At 63.0% G+C, this 19,605-nt stretch carries 18 protein-coding genes; 12 read left to right on the top strand and 6 right to left on the bottom strand.

The features are described 5' to 3' along the window. Positions 1-13: 13 nt before the first annotated feature. The 7 genes from DMX10_RS06325 to DMX10_RS06295 all read left to right on the top strand — a co-directional run bounded on the left by DMX10_RS06325 (position 14) and on the right by DMX10_RS06295 (position 8,945). Positions 14-562, top strand: coding sequence for a membrane integrity-associated transporter subunit PqiC (locus DMX10_RS06325; protein WP_111260296.1), 549 nt, complete (start codon positions 14-16; stop codon positions 560-562). 106 nt (positions 563-668) lie between these two features. Continuing rightward, on the top strand, positions 669-1,031 hold the full coding sequence (locus DMX10_RS06320; protein WP_111260295.1) for a DUF5064 family protein: 363 nt from the start codon (positions 669-671) through the stop codon (positions 1,029-1,031). A 770-nt stretch (positions 1,032-1,801) separates the two neighbouring features. After that, positions 1,802-2,182 carry a DUF3302 domain-containing protein gene (locus tag DMX10_RS06315; RefSeq protein ID WP_111260294.1) on the top strand — a complete coding sequence of 127 codons (381 nt, stop codon included), beginning with the start codon at positions 1,802-1,804 and terminating at the stop codon, positions 2,180-2,182. Between the two features lie 3 nt (positions 2,183-2,185). Continuing rightward, a complete protein-coding gene (locus DMX10_RS06310; protein WP_111260293.1) occupies positions 2,186-3,145 on the top strand; it encodes an HlyD family secretion protein in 960 nt (319 codons plus the stop codon). A 10-nt stretch (positions 3,146-3,155) separates the two neighbouring features. Next, a complete protein-coding gene (gene ppk2, locus DMX10_RS06305; protein WP_111260292.1) occupies positions 3,156-3,959 on the top strand; it encodes a polyphosphate kinase 2 in 804 nt (267 codons plus the stop codon). Between the two features lie 723 nt (positions 3,960-4,682). Continuing rightward, on the top strand, positions 4,683-6,065 hold the full coding sequence (gene chrA / locus DMX10_RS06300) for a chromate efflux transporter (RefSeq protein WP_111260291.1): 1,383 nt from the start codon (positions 4,683-4,685) through the stop codon (positions 6,063-6,065). A 309-nt stretch (positions 6,066-6,374) separates the two neighbouring features. Further along, a complete protein-coding gene (locus DMX10_RS06295) occupies positions 6,375-8,945 on the top strand; it encodes an EAL domain-containing protein (RefSeq protein WP_111260290.1) in 2,571 nt (856 codons plus the stop codon). 104 nt (positions 8,946-9,049) lie between these two features. On the opposite strand, the gene DMX10_RS06290 is transcribed toward DMX10_RS06295, so the two are convergent. After that, a complete protein-coding gene (locus DMX10_RS06290; protein WP_111260289.1) occupies positions 9,050-11,023 on the bottom strand; it encodes a choline BCCT transporter BetT in 1,974 nt (657 codons plus the stop codon). Between the two features lie 199 nt (positions 11,024-11,222). On the opposite strand from DMX10_RS06290, the gene DMX10_RS06285 reads away from it, so the two are divergent. Next, positions 11,223-11,630, top strand: a complete 408-nt coding sequence (locus DMX10_RS06285; protein ID WP_111260288.1) for a DUF1330 domain-containing protein — start codon at positions 11,223-11,225, stop codon at positions 11,628-11,630. Between the two features lie 25 nt (positions 11,631-11,655). On the opposite strand, the gene DMX10_RS06280 is transcribed toward DMX10_RS06285, so the two are convergent. Beyond that, positions 11,656-12,795, bottom strand: a complete 1,140-nt coding sequence (locus tag DMX10_RS06280) for a mechanosensitive ion channel family protein (protein ID WP_111260287.1) — start codon at positions 12,793-12,795, stop codon at positions 11,656-11,658. Positions 12,796-13,226: 431 nt separating this feature from the next. On the opposite strand from DMX10_RS06280, the gene DMX10_RS06275 reads away from it, so the two are divergent. Beyond that, positions 13,227-14,480 (top strand): sodium:proton antiporter, encoded by a 1,254-nt coding sequence (locus tag DMX10_RS06275; RefSeq protein ID WP_111260286.1) that lies wholly within the window; start codon positions 13,227-13,229, stop codon positions 14,478-14,480. 52 nt (positions 14,481-14,532) lie between these two features. Here the strand turns inward: DMX10_RS06275 and DMX10_RS06270 are convergent, their stop codons facing one another. Further along, positions 14,533-15,351, bottom strand: a complete 819-nt coding sequence (locus DMX10_RS06270; protein WP_111260285.1) for a LuxR C-terminal-related transcriptional regulator — start codon at positions 15,349-15,351, stop codon at positions 14,533-14,535. 80 nt (positions 15,352-15,431) lie between these two features. On the opposite strand from DMX10_RS06270, the gene DMX10_RS06265 reads away from it, so the two are divergent. From DMX10_RS06265 to DMX10_RS06255, 3 genes are read left to right on the top strand one after another with little or no spacing between them, the layout of a single operon-like run. Then, the gene (locus DMX10_RS06265) at positions 15,432-15,677 is read left to right on the top strand and encodes a helix-turn-helix domain-containing protein (protein ID WP_111260284.1); all 246 of its coding nucleotides are present in this window, start codon (positions 15,432-15,434) and stop codon (positions 15,675-15,677) included. Between the two features lie 19 nt (positions 15,678-15,696). Next, the gene (locus DMX10_RS06260; protein ID WP_111260283.1) at positions 15,697-15,966 is read left to right on the top strand and encodes a helix-turn-helix domain-containing protein; all 270 of its coding nucleotides are present in this window, start codon (positions 15,697-15,699) and stop codon (positions 15,964-15,966) included. Between the two features lie 40 nt (positions 15,967-16,006). Further along, positions 16,007-16,510 (top strand): hypothetical protein, encoded by a 504-nt coding sequence (locus tag DMX10_RS06255; protein ID WP_111260282.1) that lies wholly within the window; start codon positions 16,007-16,009, stop codon positions 16,508-16,510. Between the two features lie 321 nt (positions 16,511-16,831). On the opposite strand, the gene DMX10_RS32365 is transcribed toward DMX10_RS06255, so the two are convergent. The 3 genes from DMX10_RS32365 to DMX10_RS06245 form a co-directional block, all read right to left on the bottom strand. Further along, positions 16,832-17,890: a hypothetical protein gene (locus DMX10_RS32365; protein WP_146602992.1), complete on the bottom strand. Its 1,059-nt coding sequence runs from the start codon at positions 17,888-17,890 to the stop codon at positions 16,832-16,834. Between the two features lie 267 nt (positions 17,891-18,157). Then, the gene (locus DMX10_RS06250) at positions 18,158-18,676 is read right to left on the bottom strand and encodes an AraC family transcriptional regulator (RefSeq protein ID WP_111260281.1); all 519 of its coding nucleotides are present in this window, start codon (positions 18,674-18,676) and stop codon (positions 18,158-18,160) included. A 110-nt stretch (positions 18,677-18,786) separates the two neighbouring features. Beyond that, positions 18,787-19,473, bottom strand: a complete 687-nt coding sequence (locus tag DMX10_RS06245) for a hydrolase (RefSeq protein ID WP_111260280.1) — start codon at positions 19,471-19,473, stop codon at positions 18,787-18,789. Positions 19,474-19,605: the final 132 nt, after the last annotated feature.

The following is a 19,605-nucleotide window of genomic DNA, read 5'->3' as shown; positions in this document are numbered from 1 at the left end:
CAGGAGCGAACCCATGACCGACCCGATCAAGCTCGTGCTCAGCGCCGGCCTGCTGCTGCTCGCCGCCTGCCGCAGCGACCCGATCAACTTCCACACCCTGACCCCTCTTCGGGCCGGCGATGGCCGGCCGGCGGGGGCGGACATCCAGATCGAAGGCATCAGCGTGCCCCCACAGGTGGACCGCCCGCAGATCGTCATCCGCCAGGGCGACAGCGGCCTGGTGATCCTGGAGACCGAATGGTGGGGGGCGAGCCTCGTGGACGAGATGAGCAGCGCCCTGGAGAACCAGCTCGCCAACAGCAGCCTGCCGCGCCGGGCTTCGGTGCGCCTGGACGTGCAGCGCTTCGACTCCTTGCCCGGCCGCTACGCGCTGCTCGACGTGCGCTGGCGCCTGCGCCCCGCAGACGCCGGCGACAAGGCCCTGGTGAGCTGCCGCAGCACCCTGCAGACGCCTGCCGGCGCCAGCATCGACGCCCTCGTCATCGCCCACCAGAAGAACATCGAGCGCCTGGCCGAAGCCATCGTCCGGACGGCCGGCAGCGACAAGGGGCAATGCCCGTAGAAGGCCCTGGCCAGGGCAGGCAGAAGCCGGTTCCAGGCCCTGGCGAGTCTGTTCTATTCTTGGCGCTGGCTCAGCGATTCCACGCGATTGAGGAAGGAGAAACGTCATGGCGACATTCGAACCCGGCCACCTGCACATCGAGCGTCACGCGCTGAACGAGCACGACGTCAGCTACAACCTGTGCATCGACTACGAAGTCTCCCAGGACCCGAAGGAAGGCAAGGGCATGCTCTTCACCCTGCACGGCAGCATCATGGGCAAGGAGCTCAAGGAGACCTTCTTCCTGCCCAAGGACCTGGCCTACAACTTCGCCAGCAACGTGACCAAGATCGCGGAGAAGTACGGCATACCCAAGGCCCTGAGCGGCATCGGCTCGATGCACAAGCACTACGACGCCATGTTCGAGGACGTGCGCGCGCAACTGAACATGAAATCCGGCGACCCGGTGAACCCCGAGCATCTGGAATGACCCGTCGGTAGCCCGGGCTACGGTGCCAGGGGCTGGGCTCGTGCAGGGTGTGCCGCGCGCACCCGTGCTCGGTGCTCCAGGCAAGGCAGGGGAAGGCTGAAACGCCCACGGCATGGGTTTCGCTTCGCTCTACGCCATCCTACGAAGCCCGTCGGTAGCCCGGGCTACGGTGCCAGGGGCTGGGCTCGTGCAGGGTTGCCGCGCGCACCGCTGCTCGGTGTTTCCGGCAAGGCCGGGGACGGCTGAAACGCCCACGGCATGGGTTTCGCTTCGCTCTACGCCATCCTACGAAGCCCGTCGGTAGCCCGGGCTACGGTGCCAGGGGCTGGGCTCGTGCAGGGTGTGCCGCGCGCACCGCTGCTCGGTGCTTCAGGCAAGGCAGGGGACGGCTGAAACGCCCACGGCATGGGTTTCGCTTCGCTCTACGCCATCCTACGAAGCCCGTCGGTAGCCCGGGCTACGGTGCCAGGGGCTGGGCTCGTGCAGGGTGTGCCGCGCGCACCCGTGCTCGGTGCTCCAGGCAAGGCAGGGGACGGCTGAAACGCCCACGGCATGGGTTTCGCTTCGCTCTACGCCATCCTACGAAGCCCGTAGCCCGGACTTCAGTCCGGGCTGCGTAATTGCGCGCGCAAAGGGGGTGGAAATCGCCGCGCCGCAAGGCCGCGATCCACCGCCACGAACACCGCCGCCCGAGGCGACATACGGGCGAAGCGCCGCTCCGTTTTGCCTGCTAGCGTCCTTAGTTGCACACAGGTGCCAAGGAGGCCGGAATGCTCGACTACGTCGCGCTGGGAATACTCATTTTCGTGGGTATCGTGCTGTTCTACGGTGTCATCGCGATTCACGACATCCCCTATGAAATCGCCGTGCACCGCAAGCATCCGCAACAGGATGCCATTCACGTCGCAGGCTGGATCAGCCTGTTCACCCTCCACGCCATCTGGCCGTTCCTGTGGATCTGGGCAACGCTCTACCGCGAGGATCGCGGCTGGGGCTTCTCCGCCACGCCGAAGCCGACGCCCGTGGACGACGCCCGCCTGCAGGAGCTGGAACGTGAGCTGGGCGAGCTGAAGCTGCGCCTGGCCGCCCTGGAGGCTCCCCCCGCCGTACCAGCCGAAGCGCCCGTGGAACTGCCAAGGCAGGAGGGTTGAGCCATGGACCTGTTGCTCATCCTCACCTACACCGCGATCTGCGTGGCGATCTTCAAGCTGTTCCGCATCCCGCTGAACAAGTGGACCGTGCCGACGGCGGTGCTGGGCGGCATCGTCCTGATCGGCACGCTGATCTTCCTGATGAACTACAACCACCCCTACTCCGAGGTCTCGCGCAGCTACTTCGTCAGCACGCCGATCGTGCCCGCCGTGAGCGGCCAGGTGATCGAGGTGCCGGTGCAGGGCAACCGCATCCTGGAGAAGGGCGACGTGCTGTTCCGCATCGACCCGACGCCCTTCGAGAACCGGGTCAAGTCGCTCAAGGCCCAGCTCGTCTCGGCCAAGGCCGACCAGTTCCGCGCCAGCGAACTGGCGCGGCGCAACGTCGGCAACCTGCGTGACGTCGACACCACCCGGGCGCGCATGGACGACCTCCAGGCCCAGCTCAACATCGCCCAGTTCGAACTGGACAACACCACCGTCCGCGCGCCGAGCAAGGGCTACGTCACCCAGGTGTCGCTGCGCCCGGGCATCTACGCGGTGAAGATGCCGCTGCGCCCGGCCATGGTCTTCGTGCCCCTGGAAGACCACTCCTACGTGGCCTGGATGCGGCAGAACAGCCAGCTGCGCCTGTCCCTGGGCGACGAGGCGGAAATCGCCTTCGACGGCATCCCCGGCGAGGTCTTCGCGGCACGCGTGAAGATGGTCATGCCGGTGATCGCCGAAGGCCAGGTGCAGCCCAGCGGCAACCTGATCGGCTTCACCGGCTCACCCCCACCGGGCCGCGTGCCGGTGGTGCTGGAGGTGACCGACCCCGACTTCGAGCAGTACCGCAGCCTGATGCCGGGGGGCGCCTACGGGCAGGCGGCGCTGTACTCCGAGCATTTCCACCACGTCGCCATCATGCGCAAGATCCTCCTGCGCATGGCCGCGTGGATGAACTACATCTTCCCCTTCCACTGAGAGCACGGACATGGCCAAGAAGAACCGACAGGTCGCCGAGAGGCTGGAGCGCAAGGTCTACGAGAAGGAGCTGAAACGCCTGCACATCGAACTGGTCAAGCTGCAGCAGTGGGTGGTGGCCAAGGGGCTGAAGGTCTGCGTGATCTTCGAAGGCCGCGACGGTGCCGGCAAGGGCGGCACCATCAAGGCGATCACCGAGCGGGTCAGCCCTCGGGTGTTCCGGGTGGTGGCGCTGCCGGCCCCCACCGAGCGGGAGAAGACCCAGATGTACGGCCAGCGCTACCTGCACCACATGCCTGCGGCCGGTGAGGTGGTGATCTTCGACCGCAGCTGGTACAACCGCGCCGGCGTCGAGCGGGTCATGGGCTTCTGCACCGAGGAGCAGGCCACCAAGTTCCTGTCCGTGGTGCCGCTGTTCGAGAGGATGATCGTCGAGTCCGGCATCCTCCTCATCAAGTACTGGCTCGAAGTCAGCGCCGAGGAACAGCAAAGGCGCCTGGAAGCGCGCATCCACGACGGCCGCAAGGTGTGGAAGCTCTCGCCCATGGACATCAAGTCCTTCCGCCGCTGGGACGACTACACCCGCGCCCGCGACGAGATGTTCGCCGCCACCGACTCCTCCTGGGCGCCCTGGTACATGGCGCGCTCCGAAGACAAGCGGCGCGTGCGCCTGAACATCATCAGCCACCTGCTGGCGCAAGTGCCCTACCAGGACATCACCAGGGAGCAGAAGGTCGAGCTGCCCAAGCGCGGCAAGATCGGCCGCTACAAATCCGTGCCCTACCCCTTCCGCATGGTGGACGAGCGCTTCTGACCGGCTCCGGGGTGAGCCGTACCATCGCCACGAAAAGCGCGGCGCCGTTCCGTGGAAGAATTCACTTGCGAAATGCCGGCACGCAGGCGGACGGCGCTCCACCCGCCCCACCCTTCGCAGCACGCCGTGGCACCGCTGGTGGAGGTGAAAAGCGACCTCCACTCTACGCAGCGGTCATGCCCAGCGGTGGCACGGCGCTTTGCGTGGGAGCGAATTCACTCGCGAAATGCCCGGTACACAGGTGGACGGCCCTCCCCCGTCCACCCTTCGCAGCACGCCGTGGCACCGCTGGTGGAGGTGAGAAGCGACCTCCACCCTACGCAGCGGTCATGCCCAGCGGTGGCATGGACGGGTCGCCACATGCCTCACGTGGAACCTCGGCCGCCCTGCCGTAGCGGAGGGACACGGGTTCTCGCCGGGGCACCGTCGATCCCGACGCAACCAGGTTGAGGTGGGCAACGATCGAGGGATTGTCCGTTTCCCACGATTTCCTGAAACAGTATTAGCGTAGAGTTCATCACCCACTGCGCATTCAGCTCCGTATGGACAACTGGCTATCCGTGCTCATCGCCTTGCCTGAAGCCAACGCCACGCAACCGAAGCCCGGGCAGCGCGCATGCGTTGCCCGGGCGGCACGAACCCTTCCCAATGACGACCCCCTGCTGACAGCTGCCTGCCTCTTCGACCGGCTACTGGCGGCATTCGCAAAAGACGAGCCCCCCAATGGATGAGACGACCCTGCCGCCTGCTGAACAGCATCCAGCCCGCACCGAGCCCGTCAGCCTGTTCCAGGCCTTTCTGTTCTGGCTCAAGCTCGGTTTCATCAGCTTCGGCGGCCCGGCCGGGCAGATTTCGATCATGCACCAGGAGCTGGTGGAGCGCCGGCGGTGGATCTCCGAGCGCCGCTTCCTGCATGCCTTGAACTACTGCATGTTGCTGCCCGGCCCGGAGGCCCAGCAGTTGGCGACCTACATCGGCTGGCTGATGCACCGCACCTGGGGCGGTGTGATCGCGGGGGCGCTCTTCGTGCTGCCCTCGCTGTTCATCCTGATCGCGCTCTCGTGGGTCTACATCGCCTTCGGCGACGTTCCGGTGGTGGCCGGGTTGTTCTACGGGATCAAGCCGGCCGTCACTGCGATCGTGGTCCAGGCCGCCCACCGCATCGGCTCCCGCGCCTTGAAGAACAACTGGCTGTGGGCGATAGCCGCCGCCTCGTTCGTGGCCATATTCGCCCTCAACCTGCCGTTCCCGCTGATCGTGCTCGGAGCCGCCGTCATCGGTTACTTCGGCGGGCGCCTCGCCCCGGAGGTCTTCAGCGTCGGCGGTGGCCATGGCGCGGCCCGACAGTCCTACGGCCCGGCGCTGATCGATGACGACACCCCCACGCCGGACCATGCGCGTTTCCGCTGGCCACGCCTGGCCTCGCTGGCGGCGATAGGCGCGGCCCTCTGGGTGGTGCCCATGGGGCTGCTGACTGCGCTGTTCGGCTGGGACGGCACGCTGACGCAAATGGGCTGGTTCTTCACCAAGGCGGCGCTGCTGACCTTTGGCGGCGCCTATGCCGTGCTGCCCTATGTCTACCAGGGCGCGGTCGGCCATTACGGCTGGCTCACCCCCACGCAGATGATCGATGGCCTGGCCCTGGGTGAAACGACGCCGGGCCCCCTGATAATGGTCGTGGCGTTCGTCGGCTTCGTGGGGGGCTACGTGCAGCAGGTGTTCGGCGCCGAGCATGCCTTCCTCGCCGGCGCGGTCGCCGCCAGCCTGGTCACCTGGTTCACCTTCCTGCCCTCCTTCCTGTTCATTCTCGCGGGTGGGCCCCTGGTGGAATCGACTCACAACGAGCTGAAGTTCACGGCGCCCCTCACGGCCATCACGGCCGCGGTGGTCGGGGTGATCCTCAACCTGGCGCTGTTCTTCGGTTATCACGTGCTGTGGCCGCAGGGGTTCGCGGGGCCTTTCGACTGGCCCTCGGCGCTGATCGCGCTGGCCGCCGCCCTCGCCCTCTTCCATTTCAAGCGCGGCGTCATCCAGGTGCTGCTGGCCTGTGCGCTGGCCGGATTGACGGTGTACCTGCTGCAAGGATCGCCAGCACCAGCCGCCTGACCGGCCCCGGCGGAGGCGAGGCGTGAACACGCGCATCGCCTCTCTTCCGAGCCAGACCCGAACCTCGCCCTGTGCCGTGCAGGAAGGCGTGCCGCAGTGCACCTCATGCCGCCCGGGGTCGCACCGGTACGGCCTCGCCGCGCAAACCCCTGCAACTTTCCGCCCTGCGCAGGTCCGTTGTTCCAGGCCGCTGCCGCATGGCACCCCGGGCGGCCGTGCGCACACTCCCCGGCATTTTCCCCGCGCTCACATAAACTGAAATGGCCTGGGCCGCGCCGTGCCGCGCGGCTCTCCACCCGTGAGGACTTGATGACAGACGTAACCCCGAGCACGGACAGGCCATTACCCAACCGCTCCAGCGTGGCGTTGACGCGGGCTTCCCTTCTGAAGTTCTTCGGTCTGCTCACCAGCGCCTTCCTGCTCGCCGCCTATCTGCTCATCTACCTGGGGCATGACCTGGACAAGACCGAGGAGATAGAGAGCGCGTTCTACACCGAGAAGGCCCTTCAATCGCTGGAGAAGTCGCTGCGTTCGACACTCCGGGACTACGCGTTCTGGGGGGATGCCTATCGCAACCTGCACCAGCAGGTGAACACCGAATGGGCTTATGCCCGGCAGAACCTGGGGCCGACCCTGTACGACGACTTCGGGCTGCAAGGGGTGTTCGTCGTGGATGGCGCCGGTCACACCCTGTACGCCGTGATCAATGGCCGACAGCAACGCACGGACGCCTCGCTTTGGTTCAAGCGCTCCCTGGGACCACTCCTCGAACAGGCCCGCCTTGGAGCGGAGTCGGAAACCCCCGTGACGGCATTCGTGGATATCGACGGGCAGCCCGCCGTGGTCGCGGCAGCGGCCATCACGCCGGGAGCGGACCCGTCCATACGGCCGGATACCGGGCCGTCTTCGGTATTGATCTTCGTCCGCATCCTGGACCCGGCCTCCCTGGAGCAACTGGGCAAGGAGTACGGCGTCGAGGGGCTGCGCACTGCAAACCCGGCCGACCTGAACGACAAGACGATTCTCGCCCTGGGCGAGCGCGGGGCCGCCGGCAGCCTCCATTGGAACGCGGAAAGACCCGGCCGGCGCCTGCTGGCGCTGGGCTTGCCGCTGCTGGGCGTCATCGCGTTGCTGGTGTGCCTGATGGCCTGGGCGTTGTTGCGCCGAACCACGGTCGGCGCCATGGCGCTGGATGCGAGCTATGCCTCCCTGCAGCGCAGCCAGGACGCCCTGGCGATCAGCGAGGCGCGTTTTCGCGACATCGTGGAAACCAGCTCCGACTGGATATGGGAAATCGACAGCCAGGGGCGCTTCACCTTCCTTTCCGAGCGCTTCGAGGCGGTCACCGGGCTGGACCGGGATGCCTGGATCGGTCAACCGATCGACGCGCTGCTGTCGCCCGAGAACGGCACCCTGTCCCAGTGGCTGAGCCGCACCAGCCTCCCTGCCGACAACAGCATCCTCTGCCGCTTCCTCGGCTGCGGCGGCCAGGAGCGGGTCACCCGTATTTCGGCGCGCGCCATCGACGACCGGGGCTTTCGAGGCACCGCAACCGATGTGACCGGAGAGCTCGAAGCGCGGCGGAGAATCGAGTTCCTGTCGCGCCATGACGCCCTCACGGGGCTCGCCAACCGTGCGCGGCTCAGGGAGTTCCTCGACGGCAAGCTGAAAGCCAGGCCGACGCGCGAGCAGCCGCTGGTGATGCTTTTCGTCGGGCTGGACCGTTTCAAGTCGGTCAACGACCTGCTCGGCCACGCGGCGGGGGACCAGGTGCTCAACGAGATTTCGGATCGCCTGGCCGATTGCGTCCGGCACAAGGACCTGGTCGCCAGGATCGGGGGCGACGAGTTCGTCCTGCTGCTCTCGCATATCGGTTCGCAGGCCAACGTCGAAGCCCTGTGCCAGCGCGTGCTCGACTCCATCAAGCGGCCCATCAGCATCAACGAGCAGCCCACCTACGTAAGTGCCAGCATCGGCATCGCCATGGCGCCCAATGATGCGGCGGAAGCCAGCGAGCTGCTGCGCTATGCAGACATCGCCCTGTACGAAGCCAAGGCGGCGGGCCGTGGCACCTGGCGGTTCTACTCGGGCGAGATGAACGCCAGGATCATCGAGCGCCGGCGCCTGGAAACCGACCTGCGCAACGCCATCACGCAGGGGGAGCTGAGGCTGCACGTCCAGCCGCGCTACCGCCTCGCCGACGGGCAGATGACGGGGGCCGAGGCCCTGGTCCGCTGGCAGCACCCCCAGCTCGGGCTGGTGCCGCCGAGCACCTTCATCCCCATTGCGGAGCAGACCGGGCTGATCATCGCGCTGAGTGACTGGGTGATCGCCACCGCCTGCCACCAGGCCGCGCGATGGCCGGCCCAGCTGTTCCTGTCATTGAATCTTTCACCCCTCGAATTCAAGGGCGACAGCCTGGCCGAGCGGATCGGCAAGGCGCTCGCCGACTCAGCCATCAGCCCCTCCCGGCTCGAACTGGAAATCACCGAAAGCGTCATGCTCGACGATGCCGGAGGAGCGCTGGAGATGATGCACAGGCTCAAGGCACTGGGGGTACGCCTGGCGATGGACGACTTCGGAACGGGGTATTCGTCCTTGAGCTACCTGCGCAGCTTCCCCTTCGACGGCCTGAAGATCGACCGGAGCTTCCTCAACCGCACCCACGTCAGCGAGGAGGACAAGGCGATCATCCGGGCGATCGTGGAGCTGGGGCACGCCTTGTCGCTGACCGTGACCGCAGAGGGGATCGAGACCGCCGAGCATCTCGACATGCTCAAGGCGATGTCATGCGAGGAAGGCCAGGGCTATTTCCTCGGCAAGCCCATGGATATCGATGGCTTCAATGCGTTGCTGGGGGAGAAGCCGTCGCGAGGGTGAGCGCTCAACTCACCGCGCCGAGCGAATGCGAGGCTGTCGCGCGGGCGGCCATTGCACCAGCCGCCTGCAGGCTTCCTCGCCTTCGCTCTCTTGCCGCAGCGTCCTCAACTCACCACGTGCAGGTAGTGCAGATGCCTTTCGTACTGGTCGAGGATGTCCCCGATCACATCGTCCCGGCTCCAGCCCATCACGTCATAGTCCTGGCCGCCCTGGCGAAGGTGCACCTCGGCACGGAAATACTTGCGCGCCTCGGTGCCATCTTCGGTATCGCGCATGACGAAACTCGGCGTGGTGAACGCACGCGGCCGGACCTCGTAGAGAAAGCGACCCTCGCCGGCAAGGGACAGCTCGAGTGAGACACGGCCGTCATCGCGTTCATTCACGGCGACCTCGTAGCCTTGCTTGCGCAACTCCGCCGCGACCTCCTCACAGGCGGGCTTGACCACCTCGGCGATGAAGCGGGACACATGGGCACGACGCGGCATCAGGGCGATGTTGCGCAGGCGTCGCTGCCAGCCGCCGTGAGGGTGACGCGCATGACGCGCGGCGGGCAGGGCCTGGTTGCGCAGCCCTCGGCGGGTGGCGTCCAGATGCAGCGCCTTGAACAGCCCCCAGATGGACAGCAGGAGGATCACCGCGAAGGGCAAGGCACTGGCGATGGTCGCCGTCTGCAAGGCCTTGAGCCCATTGGCCAGCAACAGGGTGATGGCGACCACGCCGATGCTGACCGACCAGAAGATGCGTTGCCAGAGCGGGGAATGCGAGTGCCCCGAGGAGGCGAGCATGTCCACGACCAGCGCCCCGGAGTCGGCAGAGGTCACGAAGAACACGATCACCATCAGCACCGCCACCATGGAGATCACCCCCGAGAACGGGAAGTGCTCGAGGAAGGCGAACAGCGCCAGCGAGCTGTCCTTGTCGACCACCCTGGCCAGCTCACCGAACCCCTCGTTGAGGATCATGTGTATGGCCGTATCGCCGAAGATGGTCATCCACAGCAGCGTGAAAGCGGCGGGCACGAAGAGCACGCCACAGACGAACTCACGGATCGTCCTGCCGCGTGAGATACGCGCGATGAACAGGCCTACGAACGGCGACCAGGACAGCCACCATCCCCAGTAGAGCAGTGTCCAGCCGCCGATCCAGTCGGTGGGCTCGTAGGCGTAGAGGTTGAAGGTCTTGTTGACGATGTCGGAGAGGTAGGAGCCGGTGTTCTGCACATAGGCCTGCAGCAGGAAGACCGTCGGCCCGAGCAGCAGGACGAACACCATCAGGATCACAGCGAGGCTCAGGTTGAGCTCGGACAGAATGCGGATGCCCTTGTTCAGGCCGCTGGCGACCGAGAGGGTGGCCAGGGAACAGGTGGCCGCGATCAGCATCACCTGGATGGTCGGGTTGATCGGCAGGCCGAAAAGGTGATGGAAGCCGCTATTGATCTGCAGCACCCCATAACCCAGGGATGTCGCCACGCCGAACACCGTACCCAGAATGGCGAAGACATCCACCGCATGACCGATTGGGCCATGGATGCGTTCGCCGATCAGCGGGTAGAGCGCTGAACGCAGGGTCAACGGCAGCCCGTGGCGGAAGCTGAAGTAAGCCAGGATCAAGGCGACCATGGCGTAGATCGCCCACGCATGGAGCCCCCAGTGGAAGAAGGTGATCTTCATCGCCTCCCGCGCGGCGGCGACCGTTCCGGACTCCCCTACGGGCGGGGTGATGAAGTGCATGACCGGCTCGGCCACGCCGAAGAACATCAGGCCGATGCCCATGCCGGCGGAAAACAGCATGGCGAACCAACTGCTGCTTCTGTACTCCGGCTCACTGTGATCGGGCCCCAGCTTGATATCGCCGTAGCGGCTGATGGCAATGAACACGACGCTGATGAGCACCAGCGCCACCGCGAGTATGTAGAACCAACTGGCGTTGACGATGATCCAGCACTGCACGTCGTCGAACACGGCTTGTGCATGCTCCTGGAACAGAGCGGCATAGATCACCAGCAGTGAAACGAGGACGGCGCTGCTGTAGAACACCGGGGGGTTGAGGGTGATCTTGGGCTTCGTGGGATCACTCATTGCACGTGCATCCTTGTGGGCAACATGGGTTTTGGACTCGGGTGGATCGTTGCGGCATCAAGGTAGACCGCTCTCGTCGATGTTTTGCTTTAGCTTCCAGAATTCAGAAGGCGCACTGCCGACATTCACCCGTTGCATGAGCCTTGACCTGCAGCAGACGGGAGCGCCATCGTCCCCGCTCGCCCACAGGAGAGATGTCATGCCCAGCCTGAATCCAAGCAAAGCCCAACTCGAGCACTTCGATGAGGCGGTGCCCTCGGGCACACCTGTACTGATGCTCAACCTCCTGCGTTTCAGGGTGCAGGCCGACTACCCGGCGAACGACCATCCCGCCTGCAGTGGCCGTGAAGCCTATGCCCGGTACTCTCGCATCGCTTTGAAAAAAGTCGCCGCGGCCGGCGGCGCGGTCCAGGTTCTCGCGGCCGTCCACGCGGCGCTCATCGCTCCGGAAGAAGAGCAGTGGGATGAGATCATTCTCGTGCGGTACCCCTCGAAAGAGGCATTCTTGGGCATGCTCGCCGACCCCGAATACCGGGCCGCAACCGTGCATCGCACTGCTGCCCTGGTTGATTCACGACTCATCGCAAGCGTCGAGCGCCTCCCCTGAACGGTGAAGGCGCCAGTGGAGCCACTCAAACCGGTGGCGCCTCCGCTGCGTGTGAAGTGCTCCTCGGGGGGCGCAGGTGGAGCGACATGTCCTCCGGCAACGAAGCCACATAGAGCGTCTGGGATGGGAAAGCGAAGCTGACGCCCAGTTCGGCGAACTCTTCCATCAACCCCAGGTTGATGGCCTGCTGAACGTCCATGTAGGTGTTGTAGCCGGGGTCCTGCACGATGTAGACCGCCTCGAACTCCAGCGCACTGTCGCCGAAGCCTTTGAAGTGCGCCCGATCGAACCGGGTATTGGCCTGGGCGCGGATGACCTTTTCCATTCTCCTGGGCACTTCCCTCGCCTGCGCGGTGGAGCAGTCGTAGGTGAGCCCGATGGAGAAGACGATCCTCCGCTCCTGCAGCCGCTTGTAGTTCTGGATGGTGCTGCCGATCATCTCGGCGTTCGCCATCACGATCTGCTCACCGCCCAGGCTACGGATGCGAGTGGTCTTGAGGCCCACATGCTCGACCGTCCCCGAGAGCGAGCCGACCACGATGAAGTCACCGACTTCGAAGGGCTTGTCCACTGCAATGGACAGCGAGGCGAACACATCCGCCAGGATGTTCTGGACCGCCAGCGCAATCGCGATACCACCCACACCCAGGCTGGCGACGAAAGCGGTGATGTTGACGCCGATATTCGACAGCATCGCCAGGATGACGACGACCCAGAGCAGGACCTTGGCGCCCCACAGGCTGAGCGTTGCCAGTGCGCTGCCCTGAAACAGATCACTGGAGGTCGTGCGTTTGAAATAGCGTCGGACTGCCAGGGCAATGGCGCGATTGGCCCATAAGCCAATCTGCAACGCAGCCACCGCGAACCAGAGGTTGCCGACCCGGCTCAGCCAGCGCTCCGGCAAGTCGAGAAACCCGACACCGATCAATAATGACGCGAGCAACAGCAAGGTATTACTGGTGCCGGAGAGTACTAGAACGGCGATATTGCTGAACGGCGCATGGGGTGTTTCGTCAGATCTGCGAATACTCTTGAGCGCATAGGCGATGACACTTCTCAACAGCACGAAACTGACAATCGAAGCACACGCAGCCACTATCCAATTTGTCAGCGAAATGCCGAGAAACTGATACTCGGCAATGAAGTCCAATAACTCTTGCTGCATCCGGTTCTCCCAGTTCGGGTAGGTGCTTAAACCGGGCACACCGTAACGCCATGTCGGATAAAAATGCAAAACCAATGGCTCTAACCTTCCAGCCGAATCGTTCAACTTGGACTTGATAAATTCTTACCATTCAATAGGTTATGGCAACTTTGCCGACAGGCACGGATATCGACATTGGCGGCCAAAAGACACTTGATCAGTGGATATCCAATCGTTCGATAACGTCCAGCCACCGGTCATCGGGCTGACTCGACGGCTCACCGGATTCATTGAACGAACCGCTTCACATGCACGAACTCGCCGCATTGAAAATCTCGGCCGATGCTGTACGCTCCCCGGCGCCTTGAGTGTGACCAACAATGAAGCGGGCGGCGCCAATAACACGTGTCGGTCGACAAGTCACGTAATCGTCGTGGAGATATACGCCCCCCATGCTTGACATATCCGCTGTATTTCTTTGCATCACCGCTTTGCTCGCCTATCTCAATCGCCGCTATGTGGGGCTCCCTCCCGCTATCGGAGTCATGGGGATCGCGCTGGGCCTGTCATTGTTGAACATGGCCGCCGATGCACTCGGCTTTCACGCGTTTCATGCACTGGAACAGTCATTCGTGGAGTCGATCGATTTCTCCGAGCTGCTCATGCAGGGCATGCTCTCGCTGCTGCTATTTGCCGGCGCCCTGCATGTCGACCTGTCCGAGCTGCGCTCGTACAGATGGCAAGTCGCTTCGCTGGCCGTCGTCGGCACGACGCTGTCCACGCTGTTCATCGGTTTCACGCTCTGGGGCCTGCTGTCACTGATCGACCTGCAACTGCCACTGTCCTACTGCCTCGTCTTCGGAGCCTTGATCTCGCCCACCGACCCGATCGCCGTGATGGGCATCCTGAAATCAGCGGGAGCGCCCAAGAGCGTGGAGTTGGTGATATCGGGGGAATCCCTGTTCAACGATGGCGTGAGCGTCGTGCTGTTCTCGCTGATCCTGGCCATGGTGCTCAGCGGGCAGGCGCCCACGGTCACTGGCGCAGCCCATCTGCTGGCGCTGGAGGCCGGCGGTGGAGCGCTATTGGGGGCAGTGGTCGGCTACGTCATCTATCGCATGCTCAAGAGCATCGACAGCTACCAGGAAGAAGTCCTCATCACCCTGGCAGCGGTGCTCGGAGGCTACGCCCTGGCCACCCACCTGCATGTATCCGGGCCACTGGCGATGGTGGTGATGGGCTTGATCATCGGCAACCATGGGCGCACCTACGCCATGTCCGAGCAGACCCAGAAGAACGTCGACATGTTCTGGGAGCTCATCGATGAAATCCTCAATGCGGTGCTGTTCGTCCTGATCGGGCTGGAAGTGATCCTGATCCAGTTTTCCCAATCGCTCTTCATCACCGGCCTGGCGGCCGTCGTTCTCACCCTGGCTGCGCGGCTGCTGACCGTCGGGCTGCCAATCGCCGTGCTGGGCAATCGCTTCCGCTTACCGCAGGGTTCCTGGAGCGTGCTGACATGGGGGGGCTTGAGGGGCGGCATATCCGTAGCACTGGCGCTGTCGCTACCGGCCGGGGAAAGTCGGGATGTGATTGTCAGCCTTACCTACCTGGTGGTGATCTTCTCGATCCTCGTCCAGGGACTGACCATCGGCAAGCTGATCAAGCGGGTGATCCCGTGCAGCGCCCCCAGCGCATCGACATAGCCTGGCGAGACGTCCCTGATGCATGCCGGCGGCCTGATTTACACCCCGGCAATCAACGGCGTGCACGCCTCGGCCGGCTGAACATCCGCGCGCCCATCAGCTCACGCACGAACAACCCGAACAGCTCCGCCTGGGTGCCGATCTCCAGCTTGTCGTAGAGGTTGCGCCGGTGGACCTTCACCGTGCCCCGGGTGATGCGCAACTGCTGGGCGATCTCGCTGCTGGAATAGCCCTGCAACAGCAGCTGCACCACCTTGCACTCGCGCGGCGTCAGCAGCTCCTGCGCAAACAGGCTGAACACCTCGCGCACATGGTCGCTGGGCTGCAACGCGTCCGCCGGCGGCTGGCCGCGCGCCTCACAGGCCAGGCGCACCACCTCCTGTACCACCGGCGTCGCGATGCCCAGCAGCTCCAGCTCCTCCTCGCCGAACGCCGCCCCGCCCTGCCCGCGCATCAACGACAACACCGCGCGGCACCCCGGCGCCGGCGTGGTGAAGAAGCCCAGCTCCTCGCTCAGCTCAAGGCGGTGGTAGTAGAGCTGGAAGTAGTGGTTGTCCCGAAAGCTCCCCGGCGCCAGCGTGCGCATGCTGTAGAGGCCATCCGGCCGCTCGAAGGTGCAGCCGAGGAAGAACGGATCGAACAGGTACGCGCCGCCCCGGTAGTCGTCGATGAAGGTGGCCTGCAGCTCGGCGGGCAAGGTGTGGAACAGCGGCAAGGGCGCATCGCTGCCTTCGAAGAGAAAGAGCGAGACGTGATCGACCGGGGCGAAGCGCTGCAGCCAGTCGGTCAGCGCCTGCAGCTGGGGTTGGCCCGGGGGCTGGGTGAGGACGGTGGTGATGTCTTGGGTCCATGTTTTCAGGTCGCTGTGCATTCCCGGCAGTCCTTTCTTCAAGACGTAATGGGTCATAAATACCGTGGCCCTATAGACATCCTAGCCAGCAGATTCTCGCCATGGCAAGAATCTCCGCAGATCACGATAAAGAAGGCAGTCTCCTACGACTGGGCGAAGCCGTGCGCACTCGCAGGAAGACCCTCAATCTCTCACAAGAAGCGCTCGCCGATGCCGCCGGAATCGACCGCTCGCACATGGGCAAGATCGAACGCGGCGAACGAAACGTTACATTCCTCAACATCGTCCGAATCGCCGGTGCAATGGCGTGCAATCCTTCCGACCTGCTTATCGAGGCGGGTCTCTGAGCAAGGCCATACAGCAGGCATGGAACTCAAGCTCGCACTCGGGCAAGCCATCAAGGATCTGAGGATCAGCAAGAAGCTCTCACAGGAAACGATAGGCGCTAGCCAGGCCTACATCAGCGATCTGGAGCGCGGTATCAAGAGCCCCTCGGTGATCAAGCTGGTTGAGTTTGCCAAGAACATGGGCGTGCATCCGCTAACGATCCTGGCCAAGAGCTATCTGCTGGCATATCCCGAGCTGAGCACTGAAGAACTGCTTGAGCGAGTGCGCAGGGAGCTTGAGGAAGGATGAAAGCCCGCCCTTGGTGAGCCTTGCAGCGATAAGGATCGTTATGCACCACAGCCCCGACCCCACCCCGCCACGCCGTCCGCTCACGCATCGACGTGCCCATCGCCTGACGATCCCAACCGCAGCATTGCTGTTGCTCACTGTCCTCCCCGCCCTGTGCGGCCCAGAGCCCTCCTTCTCCGGGCACTGGTACCTGGACCTGCGCACACCGCAACAGCGAGAGGCGAAGGCCGAATGCGGCGGCACAGGCTTCGACCTGGTCCAGCAGGGCAACGGCATAACCGGCACCCACTACTTCGCCACGGCCGACTGCGGTCGGGTCAACGAAGGCGGGGAAGTCAAAGGAGTGGCTGCGGGATCGGAAGCCATTCTTCATGTCACCAGCGGCCGGAACGGAGCGGTCACAAGAGGCAGGGCCACCCTGCAAGGCGACCGCCTCGAATGGCAGGCAGAGAACGAGTTGGAAGCGGCCGTGCCAGAGGGTGACGCCAGCCTCATCCTGGGCAAAGGTGTTCTCGAAAGATTGCCTGGGCAGGGTGCGAAGTAATGGGAGTGTGGATCTGCCCGTGGGTGTGGCTGCTTTCGGCCAGAAGCAGCCTTAATGACGTAGAGCTTGTGCGGAGAGACGGCTGAATACGCTGGTTCACTGTGCAGTTCAATCTTCTCGACACTAACAACCGGCCAGGGGGCCGACTGGTTTGGCAGCACCTCCAGACTAGCCATGAGCGAGTCGAGTCTTGAGCAGACTGGCATTCAGTGGCGATGGCCCTGGCCATCAGCTGGTAGGCGCTTCACGATACCGATGGCTGCATAACGACAAGCCCCTCTAAGTGGGGGCTTTAGTTCTACTGGTGATATGAACTAGCCTCTATGAACCAGAAGCTGGCTTTTGTTTGTTTGGTGGAGTTGGCGTTATCGGAGATGGCTTAGCTTCGGATTCAGGTGCTGTCAGCGGCTTCGCTTGCTCTTCGCCAACAGCCTCTTTAATCAAGTCATTGACTAAAGTATGGTCTAAAAGACGATCACTTTTCAGAGCATAAAATTTCGCGGAGGCAGACTCATCAGCAAAAATTTTCTTGCATCGAGTATCGATTTCCGTCGGCACGGCCACACCGTACTGTTTTGCTGTCTGATATGCATCCAAACACACGTAGAAATTATCATTCTGACCCAGTATCTGATCCGTAATACTCTTCACAGTGGCCGTCACTGCTGACACGGTATTTTGATCAGCCCCTCCGCCCTGGATAGTTTGCGCATCCGTCGCTGTTGCAGCAGCGACAATAGCCTTTTCTGCCTTAGCTATTGCAGCGTCATAGTTTTCAATCTCTTTCTTAAGAGCAATCGTTTCTGGTTTATCCTTGTCAGCAGCTGGGACAGCTTTTAGCTTTGCTTCGGCTGCATCCTTAAGTTTTTTATTGAGATCAATAAGCTCCTTATTTGGCCCGATGGATGCACTTCCTGAAAGCTTAACGGATGGTGTCTTCAGCACCCCGGTTAGCTGCTCAATTGCCATCAGCGCCACGGTGTTCCGCTGATTCCGAGTAAGCATCATCTGATATGCTGGCGCGGATATTCCCTCGTTCGCGAACCCCTGGCATATCGCAAACAATTGGTCTCGCAATAACTGAATTGTGTGAGTGCGAAGCCCTATATTTGCGCCGGCTTCTGAATACGCCGCAGCGATAGTAGCTACCTCTTGCTTCTCCACATTCATAGATGCTGCCAAGGTCTTTAAGGCATCCGGACTTGGCTCCGCACACATAACCTTTATCTTTCTAGCATTATCAGCGTTGTTGAGTGGCCTCTCCGAGTAGATCAATAGGCGCTCCTCTGCCTCAAGCGCTCTTGCGTTCTTGTGAGTTGCACAGCCGGCAGCTGTTACAGCGAGTAGAACAACGAGGGAAATACGCGTAGGCGTGTTCATGCGGGCTCTTCCTTAAGTTGATTTGGACTGTTCCAGGGAACGGCCGAGTCCCTTCGTGGTGAGCATAGAAGGCAAAAAGCCACCATGCAAAGCTGCGCGATCAGCAATGTCCTAACTCAGTCTTCCGGACGCTCGGGTATTCCCCGCAGCCGCCTCGTCGCGTGCTCATTCGCTCCTGAGCCGTCCCTTTGCCAACGGCTACTATTGGCCGCATGCTGCCCTTTGATACCGGCCAGGAGCGATCTATTGCTCGCTCGAAATCGAACGTCATGCAACCTGAAGCGATGACTGCTGGCCACGCTGCCAGCGCTTGGGGGAGATGCCGGTCAGCTTGCGAAATGTCCGGGTGAAATGGGACTGGTCGGAGAACCCGCACTCGAAGGCGACTTCGCACATGGACATCGAACCTTCGGCGATCAGGAGCTGGGCCCGCTCGATACGTGACTTGAGCGTCCATTCCTGCGGCGACATGCCGGTGGTTTTCTTGAAGGCGCGGGAGAAATGGCTCCTGGACATGGAGCATTGCGAGGCGACCTCGGCGATGGAGAGCTTGTCCTGGCATGTGGACGCCAGGATCCGTTTGGCCTTGCGCTCCTGCCAGGGCGCCAACGCGAGCCTGTCCCGAATGTCCGCCACGTGATCCTCGTAGCGGACGACCAGGTGCTGGCAAAGACGCATGCCCAGTTGGTGCAGGGACTGGGGTTCAGGACGCGCACTGTCTTGCAGTGCTGCCTGGAACGCCATGGCGAGTTGGTAGGTTTCCTGATCGAGCACGGCCATGTTCATCGCTATCTCCTGGTAACGCGCGCAGCCGTGCCCACCACCGAGAGGGTATCGGCTTGCGTCTGAATCTTTCGGTTGGAAGGGCCGCCCCCGAGAACCGGGGGCGCCCAGGCTTAGAGGGGTGCGGCGACCGGGGCCAGGGTCGGACCGTGCGCAACGCGCTCAGGCGCCTTGTGGACCATGGTGTAGGCGTAGTCGACGCCCATGCCGTATGCGCCGGAGTGTTCCTTGACCAGGTTCATGACGGCGTCGTAGGTGTCGCGATTCTTCCAGTCGCGCTGCCATTCCAGCAGCACTTGCTGCCAGGTCATGGGCACCACGCCAGCCTGGATCATGCGCTGCATGGCGTAGTCGTGCGCTTCCTTGGTAGTGCCGCCGGAAGCGTCGGCGACCATGTAGATCTCGTAGTCGGCATCGTGCATGGCCGAGAGTGCGAAGGTGGTGTTGCACACCTCGGTCCAGAGGCCGGCGACGATGATTTTCTTGCGCCCGTTCTTCTTCAAGGCATCACGGACCTTCTGGTCGTCCCAGGAATTCATCGAGGTGCGCTCGAGCAGCGGCGCATCGGGAAACACCGCGAGCAGCTCGGGGTAGGTATGGCCGGAGAAGCTTTCGGTCTCCACCGTGGTGATGGTGGTGGGCACGTCGAAGATCTTCGCGGCCTTGGCCAGGGCAACCGTGTTGTTCTTCAGGGTTTGCCGGTCGATGCTCTGGACACCGAAGGCCATCTGGGGCTGGTGGTCGATGAAGATCAGTTGGCTGTTCTGGGGCGTCAGGACTTCGGTTTTCGGATTGTTCATTGTCGTTACCTGTCGATGGTGTAGAGGGTCTTGGTGAGGTTTTCGGCGGCTGCATTCGCGTCGTGATCACCTGGCAATCCAGGTGTCTTTCGGAGCGTCTGCGGCCTGAACACGAATCCAAGTTATCCGATC

This window comes from Pseudomonas sp. 57B-090624 (genome assembly GCF_003234055.1).
Classification (GTDB): domain Bacteria; phylum Pseudomonadota; class Gammaproteobacteria; order Pseudomonadales; family Pseudomonadaceae; genus Metapseudomonas; species Metapseudomonas tohonis.
This window is presented reverse-complemented; position numbering and strand designations above follow the sequence as displayed.

Bases quoted from the DNA above. Each gene is read 5' to 3' on its own strand.
- DMX10_RS06325 (WP_111260296.1), top strand. From the start codon at position 14: ATGACCGACCCGATCAAGCTCGTGCTCAGCGCCGGCCTGCTGCTGCTC.
- DMX10_RS06320 (WP_111260295.1), top strand. From the start codon at position 669: ATGGCGACATTCGAACCCGGCCACCTGCACATCGAGCGTCACGCGCTG.
- DMX10_RS06315 (WP_111260294.1), top strand. From the start codon at position 1,802: ATGCTCGACTACGTCGCGCTGGGAATACTCATTTTCGTGGGTATCGTG.
- DMX10_RS06310 (WP_111260293.1), top strand. From the start codon at position 2,186: ATGGACCTGTTGCTCATCCTCACCTACACCGCGATCTGCGTGGCGATC.
- ppk2 (WP_111260292.1), top strand. From the start codon at position 3,156: ATGGCCAAGAAGAACCGACAGGTCGCCGAGAGGCTGGAGCGCAAGGTC.
- chrA (WP_111260291.1), top strand. From the start codon at position 4,683: ATGGATGAGACGACCCTGCCGCCTGCTGAACAGCATCCAGCCCGCACC.
- DMX10_RS06295 (WP_111260290.1), top strand. From the start codon at position 6,375: ATGACAGACGTAACCCCGAGCACGGACAGGCCATTACCCAACCGCTCC.
- DMX10_RS06290 (WP_111260289.1), bottom strand. From the start codon at position 11,023: ATGAGTGATCCCACGAAGCCCAAGATCACCCTCAACCCCCCGGTGTTC.
- DMX10_RS06285 (WP_111260288.1), top strand. From the start codon at position 11,223: ATGCCCAGCCTGAATCCAAGCAAAGCCCAACTCGAGCACTTCGATGAG.
- DMX10_RS06280 (WP_111260287.1), bottom strand. From the start codon at position 12,795: ATGCAGCAAGAGTTATTGGACTTCATTGCCGAGTATCAGTTTCTCGGC.
- DMX10_RS06275 (WP_111260286.1), top strand. From the start codon at position 13,227: ATGCTTGACATATCCGCTGTATTTCTTTGCATCACCGCTTTGCTCGCC.
- DMX10_RS06270 (WP_111260285.1), bottom strand. From the start codon at position 15,351: ATGCACAGCGACCTGAAAACATGGACCCAAGACATCACCACCGTCCTC.
- DMX10_RS06265 (WP_111260284.1), top strand. From the start codon at position 15,432: ATGGCAAGAATCTCCGCAGATCACGATAAAGAAGGCAGTCTCCTACGA.
- DMX10_RS06260 (WP_111260283.1), top strand. From the start codon at position 15,697: ATGGAACTCAAGCTCGCACTCGGGCAAGCCATCAAGGATCTGAGGATC.
- DMX10_RS06255 (WP_111260282.1), top strand. From the start codon at position 16,007: ATGCACCACAGCCCCGACCCCACCCCGCCACGCCGTCCGCTCACGCAT.
- DMX10_RS32365 (WP_146602992.1), bottom strand. From the start codon at position 17,890: ATGAACACGCCTACGCGTATTTCCCTCGTTGTTCTACTCGCTGTAACA.
- DMX10_RS06250 (WP_111260281.1), bottom strand. From the start codon at position 18,676: ATGAACATGGCCGTGCTCGATCAGGAAACCTACCAACTCGCCATGGCG.
- DMX10_RS06245 (WP_111260280.1), bottom strand. From the start codon at position 19,473: ATGAACAATCCGAAAACCGAAGTCCTGACGCCCCAGAACAGCCAACTG.